This is a genomic window from Nocardioides sp. GCM10028917, assembly GCF_042666175.1.
In the GTDB taxonomy this organism is placed as follows: Bacteria; Actinomycetota; Actinomycetes; order Propionibacteriales; family Nocardioidaceae; genus Nocardioides.
Genome location: NZ_JBHTFL010000003.1, coordinates 320,157 through 335,027, shown reverse-complemented (window position 1 = coordinate 335,027; position 14,871 = coordinate 320,157). Strand labels below are relative to the sequence as shown.

Below are 14,871 nucleotides of genomic sequence, written 5' to 3'. Positions count from 1 at the left end.
CGTGAGTCTCGAGGAGACTCAACCGAAGGGCAGCGGCTCGGGTGCCAGGCTGACCGCCTTCGCACGCGCTGCGGTGAGGCGGCGGCGGTGGTGCTGGCGGCACAGCACCTCGTACGCGACGTCGGCCGGCGGCTCGTCGACCTGGTCGACGTCGCCGACCACGATGACCTCCCCCTCGACGACCATCGCGCCGTTCTCGGTGCGCGCGTTGTGGGTGGCGCGCTTGCCGCACCAGCACAGCGCCTCCACCTGGAGCACGTTCATCCGGTCGGCGAGCTCGACGAGCCGGGCGCTGCCGGGGAAGAGCTGGGTACGGAAGTCGGTGAGGATGCCGAACGCGAAGACGTCGATCTGCAGCTCGTCGACGACCTTGGCGAGCTGGTCGATCTGCTCGGCGGCGTAGAACTGGGCCTCGTCGCAGATCAGGTAGTCGATCCGGCCACCTCGGGTGAGGGTGTCCACGACGTAGGCCCAGAAGTCGAAGTCGGCGTCGACCTCCAGCGCCTCGTGGGTCAGCCCCAGGCGGCTGGACAGCACCGCCTGACCGGACCGGTCGTGGGTGGTGAAGATCCGGCCGACGCGTCCGCGGGCGGCGTGGTTGTGGTTGGTCTGGAGCGCCAGCGTCGACTTGCCGGAGTCCATCGTGCCCGTGAAGAAGTGCAGTTCAGCCATGTCCCGCGAATCCTGTCACAGCCTCCGCCCGGCCCGGCGGCTACCGTGCCGCGCATGGACGAGGACTTTCCCCGCGACCTCTCGCGAGGCCCCCTGACCACCCCCGACGAGCTCGCCGCGGACCTCGGGAGGGTCACGGTGCTGGACGTGCGCTACCTCATGGGCGGCCCGCCCGGCCGCGAGCTGCACGAGGCGGGCCACGTCCCCGGAGCGGCGTACGTCGACCTCGACGAGGACCTCGCCGACCCGCCGGGCGCTGGTGGCAGGCATCCGCTGCCCGACCCGGCACGGTTCGAGGCGGCCATGCGGCGCGCCGGTGTGCGCGGCGACCGTCCCGTGGTGGTGTACGACGACTGGCAGGGGCGGGCGGCCGCCCGCGCGTGGTGGCTGCTGCGGCACCACGGCCACCGCGATGTACGCGTCCTGGACGGCGGGTGGACCGCGTGGCGGGAGGACGGGCACCCGGCCGATGCCGGCCCGGTGGACGTCGACCCGGGCGACTTCACCGTCTCCGGAGACGCACACGCCGCTGCCGTGGGGCCGGAGGAGGTGCCGCAGGTGGAGGTGCTCATCGACGCGCGGGCGCCCGAGCGGTTCCGCGGCGACACCGAACCCGTCGACCCGGTCGCCGGCCACATCCCGGGCGCCGTGAACGTGCCGACGACCGCCAACCTCGACGACCGCGGCCGCTTCCTCCCCCCGGAGCGGCTCCGGGAGGTGTACGCCCGGGTGGGCGCCGACACCGCGTCCTCGGTGGCTGCCTACTGCGGCTCGGGGGTGACCGCTGCCCACGACCTGCTCGCGATGGAGGTCGCCGGCATCCGGGCAGCGCTCTACCCGGGCAGCTGGAGCGGCTGGATCACCGACCCCGCCCGGCCCGTCGCGACCGGGTGATCAGTCCGCCCGGACCGGGTCGCCGACGCTGATGCGGCCGCTCGTCTCGGGGACGAGGTGCACGGCGAAGAACACCTTGCCGTCGATGCGCCGGTGCCGGGCCAGCGTGCGCGTCGGCTCCTTGGCCGTCGTCAGCGTGACCGGGTCGAGGGTCGCCATCACGCACCGGCCGACGGGCTTGCCGATGCGGAACGGGACGTCGCCCACGACGACCCGGGTCCAGCGGTCCTCGGCGAACGGCTCGTCGCCGTCGACGACGAGGTTGGCCCGGAAGCGCTCGACGGGCAGCGGCTCGGGCCGCTCCTCGCCGAGCTCGAGCGCGCGCTCGAGCATCCAGTCGTTGAGGCGCCGCATCGACGCCAGGGACGCGATCGTCACGGGGAACGCGTCGGCGAACGCGGCGTGGTCGCCCGGCCGGGAGAACCCCGGCTGGAGGGTGCGCTGCTCCGGTGCATGGCACCAGACGAGGCTCAGGTCGTCGCGGCCCAGGACCGAGCGCAGCCACGCGTCGGCCTCCGCGCCGGACGGGCGGGCCCGGAGGTGGAGGGAGAAGAGGCGTACGTCGACAGGTGCGGCCTGCGGGACGTCGAGGAGCAGGTCGGGGTGGCCGGGGGCGCGGAGGCGCAGCGCGGCCGCGACGGAGGGGTCCGTCGCCGGGGTGTCGGCCACGACGTGGAACAGGCGGTGCACCTCGCGGGCGGAGACGAGGCGGTGGTCCCCGTCGACCAGCATCCACGTCCGGTCGTCGGCCAGGCCGCGCGGCAGCACGGTCGTGGAGGTGACCGGTCGGATGGCGCCGGACTTCAGCGGGTGGACGTTGAGCTGGACCAGTCTCAAGCGTCAGTCGCCCTTGCCGCCGCCGAACATGATCTCGTCCCAGCTCGGCACCGAGGCCCGGCCGCGCTTCTTGGCGGGCTTCGGCTTCGGCTCCGCCGGCGCCTCGGCCGCCGCCTCGCGTTCCGGCTCGGTGGGCCGGTCGCCCTGCTCGTCGCCCCGGTCCTGTTGGGTGGGGCGCTCGTCGAGGTAGGCCTCGACCGGCTGCTCCGCACCGAGGCCCGTGTCGGAGAGCTCCATCGTGGTCTCCTCCGGGGTGGCGGAGGACTCCTCGCCGGTGACCATCTCGATCGCGTCGTCGCCCAGCGGGACGTCCTCGTCGACCGCGCTGAGCCGGCGCTGCCGGGCGGCGGCGAGGTCGTCGGCGGCCGGCGTGGCGACGGCAGCGTCTGGGGCGGCGTCAGGGGCGGCGTCGCCGACCAGCCAGCGGGCGTCCTCGTCGTCGACGGTCACGAAGCTGCCGCGCGGGTCGTGGGAGAAGGTCGCGGTGCCGACGCGGCCGGCCACGTCGTACAGCGCGGTGAGCGTCCACCGGCCGTCCTCCCGGCGCCAGGCGTCCCACTCGACGCTGCCCGGGTCGACGTTGTGCGCCCTCAGCTGGGCGGCGACAGCCTCGCCGAGGGTGCGGGCGCCGGACTCGGACGCGCGGCGTCGTACGGACGCGAGCTGGGCACGCTCCGCGACGTGGGCCCGCTCGGCCATCACGGGCGCGGCGAACGGCATGATCTTCTCCACCGACGTCCCGGCGGCGTGCGCGACGGCCTCGGGTGACTCACCGGCTCGGATGCGCGTCTGGATGTCGCGGGGGCGGAGGGTTGATTCCATCGGGATCTCCAACTGGCCGTTGCTGTCGGGCACGCCGGTGAGGGCGCGACGTAGCCGGGCGTCGACGACCAGGGTGTGCTCCTGGCCCGAGTCGTCCACCAGCAGCAGGCGCTTGCCGTCCTTGCTGCGTCCGGTGAACGTCAGCTTGGCCATGGACGGCGGACTCCTGCCTGCTGTGGTCGGGTGGTCGTCGATGCACGGGTCATCGGTGTCGCTCGAGCCTACGCCAGCGTGATCCCCGCGCACGGTTGCGCCCGCGGCGCGCCCTAGGCTTCCGGTGTGCCTGAGCCGGAGTTCGCCACGACGCTGATCGCGTTCGACCTGGTGGGGATCTTCTTCTTCGCCGTCGCCGGAGCGCTCGTCGCCGTCCGCCGGAACCTCGACGTCTTCGCCGCGCTCGTCCTCGGCGGTGTCACCGGCCTGGGCGGCGGCTTCATCCGCGACGTGCTGATCGGCGCGACCCCGCCGGCCGCACTCGCGGACTGGCGCTACCTCATCGTGCCCGTCGCGGCCGGGCTGCTGACCTTCGCCTTCCACCCCGTCGTCGGGCGCCTCGAACGGGTCGTGACGCTGTTCGACGCCGTCGGACTCGCCCTCTTCTGCGTCACCGGCGCGCTGAAGGCCGTCGAGTTCGGCCTCAGCCCGATCCCTGCCGCGCTGATGGGCATGGTCACCGGCATCGGCGGAGGGATGATGCGCGACGTCCTCGCCGGCACCGTCCCGGTCATCTTCGAAGGCGTGCTCTACGCCACGCCGGCGCTGGCCGGCGCTGGCGTCGCGGTCCTGCTCGACCGCACCGCGCTCCCGCTCGTCGTGGTCGCCGGCGCGGGGTTCGCCACCTGCCTGTCGTGGCGCCTGCTGGCGCTCGTGCGCGGCTGGAGCGCCCCGCTGCCGCGAGGCCCCGCCAACGTCTGAGGCGGCCCGTCAGTCGCCGAGCACCCTTCGCAGGTGGGCGTTGGCGAAGACGCGGTCCGGGTCGAGGCGGTCGCGCAGCGCGAGGAAGTCGTCGAACCGGTCGTAGACCGGGGCCAGGTCCGCGGCGGCGCGGGTGTGGACCTTGCCCCAGTGCGGACGTCCACCGGCAGCGCGCAGGACCGGCTCGAGCCCGCCGAAGTAGGCCGTGTGGTCGGTGTCGGCCGGCACGTGGAAGGCGAGGTACAGGCTGTCGCGGCCGTGGGCGGTCGACAGGGCGACGTCGTCGGCCCGCGCGGTGCGCACCTCGACGGGGAAGGCGATCCGCCAGTCGCTGGCGTCGATCACCCGCCGGCACTCACGCAGCACGTCGAGACCGACCTCGCGCGGGACGGCGTACTCCATCTCCCGGAACCGCACCCGTCGCGGCGTCACGAACACGCGGTGGGCGAGGTCGCTGTAGCGGCGCTCGGACAGCGCCCGCCCGGCGACCCGGTTGATCCGCGGGATCAGCGCCGGGGCGCGGGAGCCCACGCGGCACAGGGCGCCGAACACCGAGTTGGACACGAGCTCGTCCTCCCACCACGCCGCCACGCGTGACGGGGGCTGCTGCTCGCCGGGCTCCAGGTCGGTGCGGACGTTCTGCTTCACCATGAGGCGGTCGGTGTGGGGGAACCAGTACAGGTCGAGGTGGTGCGAGTCCGCCTCCATCTCGTCGTACGACGCCAGCCCCCGGTCCCAGGTCATGGGCTGCTCGTGAGCCTCGACGACGAAGAGCGGCTCGACGTGGAAGGTCAGGCTGGTCAGGATGCCCAGCGCACCGAGGCCGACCCGGGCGAGGTCGAAGACGTCCGGGTTCTCCGTGGCGGAGGCACGCAGCACCTCGCCGGTGCCGGTGACCAGCTCGAGGCCGGCGAGCTGCGCGGCGAGCCCGGCCGCGATGCCCCCGGTGCCGTGCGTGCCGGTGGAGGTGGCGCCCGCCAGGGTCTGCTCGGCGATGTCACCCATGTTGTGCAGCGACAGGCCGAGGCGCTCGAGAGCGAGGTTGAGGTCCCTGAGCGGCGTGCCGGCGCGGGCGGTCACCGTCATCGCGTCGCGGTCCACCGCGAGGATCCCGGTGAGGGCCTCCGGGCGCAGCAGCGTGTGCTCGGGTGCGGCGATCGCGGTGAAGCTGTGCCCGGTGCCGGTCATCTTGACGGTGGTGCCGCCCTCGCGGGCGCGGCGTACGGCGTTCACGACCGACTCGACCGATCCGGGGGTCTCGACGTGGCGGGGGACCGCCTCCTCGAGGCCGGACCAGTTGCGCCAGAGGTGACCGTGGACCGGGGAGCTCATGTGCGCAGACTAAGGGCCGGGCGGGCCGCCTGCGCGGCAAGCGCACCGAGCAAACCGCCGACCAGCGCCACCGCGTACGCCGCCGACGCCCCGCTGTGGTCGACGACGAACCCGGCGACGCTCGCGCCCGGCGCGACGCCGGCGACGATGCCGGTGTGCAGGATCGCCATGCCCTCGGTGAGGCGGGGGGCCGGGACGCCCTGCTCGACCATCGTCATCGCGGCGATCATGGTGGGCGCGATCGCGAGGCCGCCCACGAGCAGCACGACCGCCATCAGCGGGACGGAGTCGACGAACATCAGCGGCACCATCGCGAGCGCCATCGCCGCGGAGCCCCACCGGAGCCGGACGTCGGGACCGCTGCGCCAGGCGATCGCACCGGTCACCAGTCCGGCGACGAGGCTGCCGAGGGACCACGCCGCGAGGAGCCACCCGGCCACCCAGCGCTGGCCCTGCTCCTCGGCGAACGCGACCGTGGTCACCTCGGCGGCCCCGAAGAGCGCTCCGAGGGTCAGGCAGACCAGCGCGAGCGTCAGGACGAGCCGCCAGGGCATCGCCGGGCGGACCCCGGCTGGAGCGCTGCGACCGGGGGGCGGCTCGGTGCGCCGCTGGGCGGCGAAGGCGAAGGTGCCGACGACCCCGCTCACGAGGGCGGCGGTCAGGCCGGCGACCGGGTGCCAGCTGGTCGCCAGCAGGGTGACCAGCACGGGTCCGACCACGAAGACGACCTCGTCGAGCACCGCCTCGAGGGCGAAGGCCGTCTGCTTCTCGGCCGGGTCGTGGAGCAGGTACGACCAGCGGGTGCGGACGCTGGCGCCGACCTGGGGGAGTGCCGCACCGGCGACGACCGCGAAGACGTAGGTCCAGACCCGTGGCCAGTCCTGCTCGACGGCCAGCATCATCAGCGCGAGGCCCACGCCGAACACCGAGATGGCGAGCGGGAGGACACGCGACTGGCCGTAGTGGTCGACCCAGCGGCCGTGCGGGACCGCGAACGCCGCCTCGGCCAGCACGAACACCGCGGACACCGTACCGGCGAGCCCGTAGGAGCCGGTGCGCTCCTCGACGAGCAGGACGATGCCCAACCCGACCATGGAGATCGGGAGCCGGGCGACTAGGGCGGCGCTGCTGAACGCGAACGCACCCGGTCGTGCCAGCACCCGGCGGTAGGAGTCGAGCACGAGCCGCATGGTAGGCCGCTCTACTCTGGCTGCATGAATCCTGCGGGTCACCCCGACGTGAAGCCGTACGACGCCCTCCTGGTCCTCTCCTTCGGGGGTCCCGAGAAGCCCGAGGACGTGGTGCCGTTCCTGGAGAACGTGACCCGCGGCCGGGGGATCCCGCGCGAACGCCTCGAACAGGTGGGGGAGCACTACTTCCTGCTCGGCGGCCGGAGTCCGATCAACGACCAGAACCGCGCGCTGATCGCCGCGCTGGAGAAGGACTTCGCGGACCAGGGCATCGACCTCCCGGTCTACTTCGGCAACCGCAACTGGGACCCCTACCTCGCCGACACGCTGGCGCAGATGACCGCCGACGGCGTCCAGCGGGCCGCGGTCTTCACCACGTCGGCGTACTCCTCGTGGTCGTCGTGCCGGCAGTACCGCGAGAACCTGTGGGACGCGGTCGAGCAGACCGAGGGGGCGCCGCGCCTCGACAAGCTGCGGCAGTACTACAACCACCCCGGCTTCCTCGAGCCCGTCATCGACGCGTGCCTCGCCGCGCTCGCCGAGCTGCCCACCAACGGTGAGGAGGCCCACCTGGTCTTCGTGACGCACTCGATCCCGACCGCCATGGCCGAGACCAGCGGCGCACCGCCGGAGGCCGAGGCACAGCCGCGCAAGGCCTACGTCAAGCAGCACCGCAGCGCCGTCGACGAGGTGGCGGACCGGGTGCGCGCGGCCACCGGGCGGGCCCACCGGCACGACCTCGTCTACTGCTCCCGCTCGGGGGCGCCCTCCACGCCGTGGCTCGAGCCCGACGTCAACGACCACCTCGAGGAGCTGGCCAGCGACGGGGTGAGCCAGGTGGTGCTGGTGCCGATCGGCTTCGTGTCCGACCACATGGAGGTCATCTACGACCTCGACACCGAGGCGATGGCCACCGCCGAGCGGCTCGGCATGCGCGCGGTGCGTGCCGCGACGTCGGGGACCGACCCGCGGTTCGTGGAGATGGTCCGCGACCTGGTGCTGGAGCGCGCCGCTGCCGAGCGCGGTGAGTCGCCCGTACGCCCGGCGATCGGCTCGATGCCGGCCGGTCCCGACGTCTGCGGGGCGGGTTGCTGCCCCAACCCGCGAGGACCGCGCCCGGCCCTCTGCGGGGCCGACTCGTGACGGCCGTCCCCTCCGACGCGCCCGAGGAGCTGCGCGACCTGGCCCGATCGCTCGCCCACGAGGGCGCGGGCCTGGCGCGGGAGATGCGTCGAGGCGGGATCGACGTCGCGGACACCAAGACGAGCGCCGTCGACGTGGTGACCGAGGCGGACCGGGCGGTCGAGGAGCTGCTCCGGTCGCGCATCGTCGCCCAGCGTCCCGCCGACGCCATTCTGGGGGAGGAGGGCGACGACCGCCCCGGCACCTCAGGGGTCCGGTGGGTCCTCGACCCGATCGACGGGACCGTCAACTACCTCTACGGCCTGCCCGACTGCGCGGTGTCGGTGGCGGCGGAGGTCGACGGCCAGGTGGTCGCGGGCGCCGTGGTCACGATCCCGACGGGTGTGGAGTACGCCGCCGCGCTCGGGCACGGCGCGACGCGCGACGGCCTCCCGATCTCCGTCCGTCCTTCACCGCCCCTGGCCGAACGGCTGGTGCTCACCGGCTTCGGCTACCAGCGAGAGGTGCGCGAGCACCAGGCCGGCTGCGTCGCCGCGCTGCTGCCCGAGGTCCGCGACATCCGCCGGATGGGCTCCTGCGCCCTCGACCTGTGCCACGTGGCGGACGGGAGCGGGGACGGCTACGTCGAGGCCGGCCCGCAGGCGTGGGACTGGTCCGCGGGCGGCCTCGTGCTGAGCGAGGCCGGCGGCCGGTTCGATCTCCTCGACGGCTCGTCCACGCTCGGTTCCCAGCCGGTGCGCAACGTGGTGGTGGGCGCCCCGGCCGACGGGTGGGACGACTTCGTCGCAGCGCTTGCCAAGGCCGGTTTTCTCGCCTGACCGTCCCCCCGTGGGGGTAGGGTGCGCCCGCCTGCCGAGGTGGGAATAGAGAGACGTCACCCACTGTTCAGGCGACACGTCGCGGACCGGCTCACCACGGAACCGGTTCATGGTGCACAATCTGGCGCCGACGACGCGCACAAATGGGACGTACCGCCGCGATCCGGCGGAGCGGGTCCTACAGCATGGGGAGAGGTAACCGATGGCCACCGACTACGACGCACCACGCAAGTCCGAGGAGGACCAGAGCGAGGAGAGCATCGAGGAGCTCAAGGCCCGACGTCACGACAAGAACTCCGGCAAGGTCGACGAGGACGAGACCGAGGCCGCTGAGTCCTTCGAGCTCCCGGGTGCCGACCTCTCGCACGAGGAGCTCGCTGTCGAGGTCATGCCTCGACAGGACGACGAGTTCACCTGCATGAGCTGCTTCCTGGTGCACCACCGCTCGCAGCTGGCCGACGAGAAGAAGCTCATCTGCCGCGACTGCATCTGAGCGCCGGCACCTGACGTTCCGGACACGACCGCGCCCGTTCCTCCCGGTGAGGGGCGGGCGCTTCGTCGTTCCCGGGCTCCGGTGTCTCCCGGCTTCCGCATTTCGCGCTCCGCATTCCCACGTTCCCGCTTACCGGATTCGTCGCGGGTCCGGGTCAGGCGGCGTGCCGGGGTGGCGTCCCCGGTCTCGGCCTGCGGGCCTGCCGCTCGTCGTCCAGGTGCTCCGCCTCCGCCCTCAGCTGGTGGAGCGCCGGGTGGTCCACGGGCGTCCCGAAGATCATCCGCTCGGTCCGCCTCGCGTGTGGGCAGGACCGGTAGTGCACCGAGGGGATCCCCAGCCGTCGTGAGCGGTCCTTGCTGGTGAAGTAGTCGATGCTCGTCATCATGCGGAACGCCCGCGGAACCCACCACCCGGTCACGCGCAGGTCGACGTGGGCGGGATAGCGGCTGCCGTTGCGCTGACGCGCGCCGTCGGCCCGCATGGGTTCGACGCTCTCACCCGACTCCTCATCGTGGAGGGCCACCGCGATGCCGGCCAGGCGCAGCATCAGCTGCAGGACGCTCACCCGCGGGCTGGTGCGCTCGGTCTCCCAGCGCGCCACGACCGACTGGGACACACCAAGCAGGTCCGCCAGTCCGCGCTGGGACACGTCGAGGATCCGCCTGATCCGCCGGATCAACCCCGCCAGGCCACCGTCGCACGGCCCCATGTGGAGCCACTGGAGCTCCTCCTCGGTCAGGTCCGCCGCCCTGACCCCCACCGTTCCACCACTCATCTGCCGTCATCCTCCTGCGTCCGCCTGTCGTCGTAAGACGAGCAAACGTCCCGGGGCCGACACCCGCGACCGTTCGTCCACAGCGGGTCCCTCAGGGCGCGGTCACGGCCCGGTTGTGGACGACTGGCGGCCCATGATCCGCAGGAGCCCCTCTCGTCGACACCCCCTCCGCCCGCACTGGCCAGTGAGTCGCTCAGAGACTCACGGCCCACTGGGCGGTGGTCGGCGCGCGTGACGTGTTGAGTCGCTCGGAGACTCACGGTCCAGTGCCGTCGGCGCGGAGCCGGCGAGGCGTTGAGTCGCTCAGGGACTCACGGGTCAGTGCTCGGTCCGCAGGTGGCGCGGCTGGTGCGGATTCCGGGGATCGGTCGGCTTCGCCCAGGGGCGCCGAACGCGGCGTCACTCCATGCATCGCCGCCGCGCCGCGGGACGTGGAACCACGGGTGGGGCGGACCCGGCGCACCGTGCCGTGGTCCGAGTGACGCCGGCTCCGGCTCCCGACAGGGCAGCCTGGGTCAGGCCTGGCCTGCCGGGGCCTTCGAGGCGTCCTGGTCGTCCTTCTTCAGCTGCGGGGGGAGGTGGCCGGTCGACTTGGCGTAGTAGTGAGCGGCGCGGCGGCTGGCGAGCATGCGCGCCACCCCGACCAGGGTGCCGCTGACGGCGGCCCACATGACGGCCTCGCCGATGCTGACGTCGGGGTCGGCGGGGTTCTCGGGCGGGTTCTTGCCGGTGGCTGCGCGCCAGGAGGTGTTGAGGCCCTTCTTGGCCAGGGCTGCCGCGCCGAGAGCAGCAACGAGGGAGAATGCGGAGTAGAACTTGCTGGAGCTGTCCGTGGATGAAGGGGCCATGAAGGGCACCCTACCCAGCCGCTCGGTGGGCTCGCCCCGCCTCCAGGGCTGAGGCGAGGGCGTCCGGTCGGCGGGAGCTGACGAGCCAGTACGGCGTCGGGTCGGCCGGGTCGGCGATGTCCACCCGCACGCCCCGCTTGAGGTAGGGCCGCAGCAGGAGGTACGCCCGGGCGTCGGCCTCGACACCCGCCTGGCGTCGCAGGCCGTCCGCGTCGAGGGCCGTCACCGCTCCGACCAGGTGCAGCGGGATGTGCGCCCGACCGGCCCGGAAGGTCGTGCCGTCCACCGACACCCGGGGGCGCCCGTAGCCGACGAACAGGGCGACCAGGACAGCCATCGCGACGGCCGTCACGGACCAGGCGAAGACCTCGGGAGTGGCAGCGAGGACAGCCAGCCACAGGGTCGCCACGAACATCGTGCCCTGCGCCCACCAGCGCAGCGGAACGGTGAGGCGTTCGGCGTAGTCCACGGCGCAGAGCCTATAGATTCCCTCCTCGTGCCCGACCACGACCCGACCCCTGACCTGGACATCGCCGTCGTCCGCCTCGACCCGGACCTGCCGCTGCCGTCGTACGCGCACCCGGGAGACGCCGGCGCCGACCTGCACACCACCGTCGACGTCCACCTCGCGCCGGGCGAGCGGGCCCTCGTGCCCACCGGCATCGGGATCGCGCTGCCGGACGGCTACGTCGCCCTCGTGCACCCGCGGTCGGGCCTCGCGGCCCGCCACGGGCTGTCGATCGTCAACACCCCGGGCACGATCGACGCGGGCTACCGCGGCGAGATCAAGGTGCTGCTCATCAACCACGACCCGGTCGAGGCGGTGAGCCTCAGCCGCGGCGACCGGATCGCCCAGCTCGTGGTCCAGCGGTTCGAGCGGGCGCGGTTCGTCGAGGTGGGGGTGCTGCCGCGGTCGGTCCGGGGCGCCGGGGGCTACGGTTCTACAGGTACCGGTTCGCGTCCTTGAGCCGGAACGCGTTCCGCAGGAGCGCTGACGTGAAGGAGTGCTGACGTGAAGTTCCGCCGCAAGGCAGACACGACCCCGGTGACCGCGGACGGCTCCGCGGAGGACGCCGCGGACGCCACCGCCGGCCCGGCTGGGCCCACCGGCCCGTTCGACGTGTCCCAGGTCGAGGGTGACGGCATCGACCGGGCCGACCTCGGCTCGGTCCTCGTGCCCGCGATCGCCGACCGCGAGCTGCGGCTGCAGGTCGACGAGCAGAGCGGCCAGGTCCGGGCGGTCATGCTGGCCGGTTCCGACGGCGCCTGCGAGTTCCAGGCCTTCGCCGCCCCCCGCAACGGCGACCTGTGGTCCGAGGTCCGCCCGCAGATCGCCGCGGACATGGAGCGGCGTGGCGGCCAGGCCACCGAGCGCGAAGGTCGTTGGGGCACCGAGCTGGTGTGCCAGATGCCGGTGAGGCGCCCCGACGGGACGACCGCGACCCAGCCCTCGCGCGTCATCGGCATCAACGGCGAGCGGTGGATGCTGCGCGCGTCCTTCCTCGGCCGACCGGCCGTCGACCCGGACTCCGCCCCCGAGTGGGAGGACGCGCTCGCCCAGATCGTCGTACGCCGCGGCGACCAGGCCATGCCCGTGGGTGAGCCGCTGCCGGTCACGCTGCCGGACGACGCCCGCCGGGTCAGGTGACCCCATGGCCGAGAAGAGCCGGCTGCGCCAGGCGCTCTCCCGCTGGGCGGACAGCTCCGAGGCCCACCAGCGCGAGCTGCGCCAGTCCCACACGACCGACGAGGCGCTCGCCATCGCCGATGCTCCCGAGCGCGAGCAGGTCGTCGTCAACGGCGTGCTGCGCACCGTCACGCTGCGCCCCCGGGGCGGCGTGCCGGCCCTCGAGGCCGAGCTCGACGACGGCTCCGGCGTCATCACCGTGGTGTGGCTCGGGCGTCGGCGCATCACGGGCGTCGACCCCGGACGGTCGGTGACCGTGTCCGGCTGCATCGGGCGCCAGGGCGGCGTACCGATCATGTTCAACCCGCGTTACGAGCTGCGCCCGTGACCGACCCCACCAGGATCGGGACGACCCCCTCCACCGACACGGTCGAGGCCGTCGTGCGCGGCCAGCTCGCGAAGGCGCTCGGCGGCCGACGTGGCATGGCCGAGGCCGCCGTGCCGACCATCCTGTTCACCGTCACCTGGCTGACGAGGAGCAACCTCAACCTCGCGCTGTCGGTCAGCATCGGCGCGGCGCTCGTGCTGCTCGTCGTACGGCTGGTGCAGCGCTCGACGGTCCAGTTCGTCCTCAACGCGCTCTTCGGCATCGGGATCGGCTGGTACTTCGTCTACCGCTCCGCCCAGTCCGGCGGCTCCGAGCAGGAGCAGGCCCTCGCCTACTTCCTGCCCGGACTGCTCTACAACGGCGGGTACGCCGTCGTGCTGGCGTTCACCTGCCTGATCGGCTGGCCCCTGGTCGGCTTCATGGTCGGCAGCATCACCGGCGACCCGACCGCGTGGCACCAGGACAAGCAGGTCGTGAAGCTCTGCAGCCGGCTCACCTGGCTGCTGGTCGCGCCGTGCCTGCTGCGCGTGGCCGTGCAGGCGCCGATCTGGCTGGCCGGCAACTCGGGCTCGATGGACCCCGACGCCGCGGTGGCCGCCCTCGGGGTGCTCAAGATCGCGCTCGGCTGGCCGCTCCAGCTCGCGGCGCTCGCGTCGATGATCTGGTTGCTCTCGCGCAACCGCACGCCCGTCGAGCCGGACGCGGCGCCCGCCTAGGGCTCAGCCCGGGTGGTGGCCGGGGGAGAGCAGGTGCTCGAGCTCGGACTCCACCTCGGCCGGGACCACGAACAGCAGCTCGTCGCCGGACTCCAGCGGCTGCTCGGCCTCGGGCGTGTAGACCTGTCCGTCGCGCAGGATCGTCACCAACGCGCAGTTGTCGGGGAACGGCACCAGGCCGGCGGGCGTGCCGACGTAGGGCGAGTCGGCCGAGAGGGTCAGCTCGACCAGGTTGGCGTTGCCCTGGCGGAACGTGAACAGGCGGACGAGGTCGCCGATCGAGACGGCCTCCTCCACCAGTGCGGACATGATGCGCGGGGTCGAGACGTTGACGTCGACACCCCAGGCCTCGGTGAACAGCCACTCGTTGTTGGGGTGGTTGACCCGCCCGACGGTGCGCGGCACGCCGAACTCGGTCTTCGCCAGCAGCGAGGTGACCAGGTTGGCCTTGTCGTCACCGGTCGCGGCGATGACCACGTCACACTTCCCGAGCTGCGCCTCGGCCAGGGAGGACAGCTCGCACGAGTCGGCGAGCAGCCACTCGGCGTTGGGGACCCGCTCGGGGCGGATCGCGGAGGGGCTCTTGTCGATGAGCAGGATCTGGTGACCGTTCTCGATCAGCTCGCGGGCGATCGATCGACCCACGGCTCCGGCTCCGGCGATAGCGACGCGCATGTCTCAGGTGTTCCTTCAGTCGTCGTCGGGCCCGGACTCGAGCACGGCGTAGGCGTGGGCCGCGTTCTCCTCGCGGATGACCAGGTGCAGCATGTCGCCCTCCTGCAGGACCGTCTCGCGGGTGGGCAGCATGCCCTCACCGAGCCGGTCGATCCACGCGATCCGGCTGCGCGACTGCATCTGGAACTCGACGGTGCGGTTGCCGATCCAGGCCTCCGGCACCGGCACGTGGTCGACGCGGATGGTGCCGGACGGGTCGCGGAAGTCGGGCTCGGCACCGGCAGGCAGGATGCGGCGGAGCACCTGGTCGGCCGTCCACTTCACCGTCGCCACGGTCGTGATGCCGAGGCGCTGGTAGACCTCGGCGCGACCGGGGTCGTAGATGCGGGCGACGACCTGCTGGAGGCCGAAGGTCTCCCGCGCGACGCGCGCCGCGATGATGTTGGAGTTGTCACCGCTCGAGACCGCGGCGAACGCGTCGGCGCGGCGGATGCCGGCCTTCTCCAGCACCTGCTGGTCGAAGCCGTAGCCCGTGATCTTGTCGCCGTTGAACTCCGGGCCGAGGCGCCGGAACGCATCGGGCTCGCTGTCGATGACGGACACGGTGTGGTTGCGGTCCTCGAGGCTCCGGGCGAGCGTCGAACCGACGCGGCCACAACCCATGATCACGACGTGCACGCCAGAACCGTATCCCAGCGGGGATCTCGGTCGGTGCGGGTCTAGGCT

At 72.8% G+C, this 14,871-nt stretch carries 19 protein-coding genes; 9 read left to right on the top strand and 10 right to left on the bottom strand.

Translation table 11 applies throughout. The features are described from left to right. Positions 1–18 precede the first annotated feature (18 nt). The gene (locus ACFQW6_RS05000; protein ID WP_378541901.1) at positions 19–672 is read right to left on the bottom strand and encodes a thymidine kinase; all 654 of its coding nucleotides are present in this window, start codon (positions 670–672) and stop codon (positions 19–21) included. A gap of 54 nt (positions 673–726) precedes the next feature. Here ACFQW6_RS05000 and ACFQW6_RS04995 point away from each other — a divergent pair, with 54 nt between their 5' ends. Next, complete coding sequence (locus ACFQW6_RS04995) at positions 727–1,566, top strand: sulfurtransferase (protein WP_378541899.1); 840 nt, start codon at positions 727–729, stop codon at positions 1,564–1,566. Here the strand turns inward: ACFQW6_RS04995 and ACFQW6_RS04990 are convergent, their stop codons facing one another. Together ACFQW6_RS04990 and sepH are read right to left on the bottom strand one after the other, a co-directional pair. After that, positions 1,567–2,403: an MOSC domain-containing protein gene (locus ACFQW6_RS04990; RefSeq protein ID WP_378541897.1), complete on the bottom strand. Its 837-nt coding sequence runs from the start codon at positions 2,401–2,403 to the stop codon at positions 1,567–1,569. It abuts the gene before it with no gap. A 3-nt stretch (positions 2,404–2,406) separates the two neighbouring features. Continuing rightward, entirely contained in the window at positions 2,407–3,378 is a 972-nt protein-coding gene (gene sepH / locus ACFQW6_RS04985; protein ID WP_378541895.1) for a septation protein SepH, read from the bottom strand. 126 nt (positions 3,379–3,504) lie between these two features. On the opposite strand from sepH, the gene ACFQW6_RS04980 reads away from it, so the two are divergent. Beyond that, positions 3,505–4,140, top strand: a complete 636-nt coding sequence (locus ACFQW6_RS04980; RefSeq protein ID WP_378541893.1) for a trimeric intracellular cation channel family protein — start codon at positions 3,505–3,507, stop codon at positions 4,138–4,140. Between the two features lie 9 nt (positions 4,141–4,149). Here the strand turns inward: ACFQW6_RS04980 and ACFQW6_RS04975 are convergent, their stop codons facing one another. Then, the gene (locus ACFQW6_RS04975; protein WP_378541891.1) at positions 4,150–5,472 is read right to left on the bottom strand and encodes a D-arabinono-1,4-lactone oxidase; all 1,323 of its coding nucleotides are present in this window, start codon (positions 5,470–5,472) and stop codon (positions 4,150–4,152) included. After that, a complete protein-coding gene (locus ACFQW6_RS04970) occupies positions 5,469–6,662 on the bottom strand; it encodes an MFS transporter (RefSeq protein ID WP_378541889.1) in 1,194 nt (397 codons plus the stop codon). The genes ACFQW6_RS04975 and ACFQW6_RS04970 overlap by 4 nt, the downstream gene beginning before the upstream one ends. Positions 6,663–6,686: 24 nt before the next feature. Between ACFQW6_RS04970 and ACFQW6_RS04965 the strand changes: the two genes are divergently transcribed. The 3 genes from ACFQW6_RS04965 (at position 6,687) to ACFQW6_RS04955 (ending at position 9,116) form a co-directional block, all read left to right on the top strand. After that, positions 6,687–7,805 (top strand): ferrochelatase, encoded by a 1,119-nt coding sequence (locus ACFQW6_RS04965; protein WP_378541887.1) that lies wholly within the window; start codon positions 6,687–6,689, stop codon positions 7,803–7,805. Next, positions 7,802–8,623, top strand: coding sequence for an inositol monophosphatase family protein (locus ACFQW6_RS04960; RefSeq protein WP_378541885.1), 822 nt, complete (start codon positions 7,802–7,804; stop codon positions 8,621–8,623). The genes ACFQW6_RS04965 and ACFQW6_RS04960 overlap by 4 nt, the downstream gene beginning before the upstream one ends. Positions 8,624–8,825: 202 nt before the next feature. Further along, positions 8,826–9,116 (top strand): DUF4193 domain-containing protein, encoded by a 291-nt coding sequence (locus ACFQW6_RS04955; protein ID WP_056600397.1) that lies wholly within the window; start codon positions 8,826–8,828, stop codon positions 9,114–9,116. 154 nt (positions 9,117–9,270) lie between these two features. On the opposite strand, the gene ACFQW6_RS04950 is transcribed toward ACFQW6_RS04955, so the two are convergent. From ACFQW6_RS04950 to ACFQW6_RS04940, 3 genes are all read right to left on the bottom strand, one after another. Beyond that, positions 9,271–9,891, bottom strand: coding sequence for a helix-turn-helix domain-containing protein (locus ACFQW6_RS04950; RefSeq protein WP_378541883.1), 621 nt, complete (start codon positions 9,889–9,891; stop codon positions 9,271–9,273). 515 nt (positions 9,892–10,406) lie between these two features. Next, positions 10,407–10,739: a DUF4235 domain-containing protein gene (locus ACFQW6_RS04945; RefSeq protein WP_378541881.1), complete on the bottom strand. Its 333-nt coding sequence runs from the start codon at positions 10,737–10,739 to the stop codon at positions 10,407–10,409. Positions 10,740–10,749: 10 nt separating this feature from the next. Beyond that, the gene (locus tag ACFQW6_RS04940) at positions 10,750–11,208 is read right to left on the bottom strand and encodes a DUF3093 domain-containing protein (RefSeq protein WP_378541879.1); all 459 of its coding nucleotides are present in this window, start codon (positions 11,206–11,208) and stop codon (positions 10,750–10,752) included. Positions 11,209–11,235: 27 nt separating this feature from the next. Here ACFQW6_RS04940 and dut point away from each other — a divergent pair, with 27 nt between their 5' ends. Genes dut through ACFQW6_RS04920 form a run of 4 tightly spaced genes read left to right on the top strand, consistent with a single transcriptional unit; the run spans position 11,236 to position 13,470 of the window. Beyond that, positions 11,236–11,706, top strand: coding sequence for a dUTP diphosphatase (gene dut, locus ACFQW6_RS04935; protein ID WP_378541877.1), 471 nt, complete (start codon positions 11,236–11,238; stop codon positions 11,704–11,706). A gap of 45 nt (positions 11,707–11,751) precedes the next feature. Next, positions 11,752–12,387 carry a DUF3710 domain-containing protein gene (locus ACFQW6_RS04930; RefSeq protein ID WP_378541875.1) on the top strand — a complete coding sequence of 212 codons (636 nt, stop codon included), beginning with the start codon at positions 11,752–11,754 and terminating at the stop codon, positions 12,385–12,387. 4 nt (positions 12,388–12,391) lie between these two features. Then, positions 12,392–12,754: an OB-fold nucleic acid binding domain-containing protein gene (locus tag ACFQW6_RS04925; protein WP_378541873.1), complete on the top strand. Its 363-nt coding sequence runs from the start codon at positions 12,392–12,394 to the stop codon at positions 12,752–12,754. Beyond that, positions 12,751–13,470: a DUF3159 domain-containing protein gene (locus ACFQW6_RS04920; protein WP_378541871.1), complete on the top strand. Its 720-nt coding sequence runs from the start codon at positions 12,751–12,753 to the stop codon at positions 13,468–13,470. The genes ACFQW6_RS04925 and ACFQW6_RS04920 overlap by 4 nt, the downstream gene beginning before the upstream one ends. Positions 13,471–13,473: 3 nt before the next feature. On the opposite strand, the gene ACFQW6_RS04915 is transcribed toward ACFQW6_RS04920, so the two are convergent. Further along, a complete protein-coding gene (locus tag ACFQW6_RS04915) occupies positions 13,474–14,145 on the bottom strand; it encodes a TrkA family potassium uptake protein (RefSeq protein WP_191195723.1) in 672 nt (223 codons plus the stop codon). Positions 14,146–14,160: 15 nt separating this feature from the next. Beyond that, positions 14,161–14,823 (bottom strand): potassium channel family protein, encoded by a 663-nt coding sequence (locus ACFQW6_RS04910; protein ID WP_378541869.1) that lies wholly within the window; start codon positions 14,821–14,823, stop codon positions 14,161–14,163. Between the last annotated feature and the right edge of the window lie 48 nt (positions 14,824–14,871).

Coding starts and splice junctions, on each gene's coding strand:
- ACFQW6_RS05000 (WP_378541901.1), bottom strand. CDS start 672: ATGGCTGAACTGCACTTCTTCACGGGCACGATGGACTCCGGCAAGTCG.
- ACFQW6_RS04995 (WP_378541899.1), top strand. CDS start 727: ATGGACGAGGACTTTCCCCGCGACCTCTCGCGAGGCCCCCTGACCACC.
- sepH (WP_378541895.1), bottom strand. CDS start 3,378: ATGGCCAAGCTGACGTTCACCGGACGCAGCAAGGACGGCAAGCGCCTG.
- ACFQW6_RS04975 (WP_378541891.1), bottom strand. CDS start 5,472: ATGAGCTCCCCGGTCCACGGTCACCTCTGGCGCAACTGGTCCGGCCTC.
- ACFQW6_RS04970 (WP_378541889.1), bottom strand. CDS start 6,662: ATGCGGCTCGTGCTCGACTCCTACCGCCGGGTGCTGGCACGACCGGGT.
- ACFQW6_RS04965 (WP_378541887.1), top strand. CDS start 6,687: ATGAATCCTGCGGGTCACCCCGACGTGAAGCCGTACGACGCCCTCCTG.
- ACFQW6_RS04955 (WP_056600397.1), top strand. CDS start 8,826: ATGGCCACCGACTACGACGCACCACGCAAGTCCGAGGAGGACCAGAGC.
- ACFQW6_RS04950 (WP_378541883.1), bottom strand. CDS start 9,891: ATGAGTGGTGGAACGGTGGGGGTCAGGGCGGCGGACCTGACCGAGGAG.
- ACFQW6_RS04945 (WP_378541881.1), bottom strand. CDS start 10,739: ATGGCCCCTTCATCCACGGACAGCTCCAGCAAGTTCTACTCCGCATTC.
- ACFQW6_RS04925 (WP_378541873.1), top strand. CDS start 12,392: ATGGCCGAGAAGAGCCGGCTGCGCCAGGCGCTCTCCCGCTGGGCGGAC.
- ACFQW6_RS04915 (WP_191195723.1), bottom strand. CDS start 14,145: ATGCGCGTCGCTATCGCCGGAGCCGGAGCCGTGGGTCGATCGATCGCC.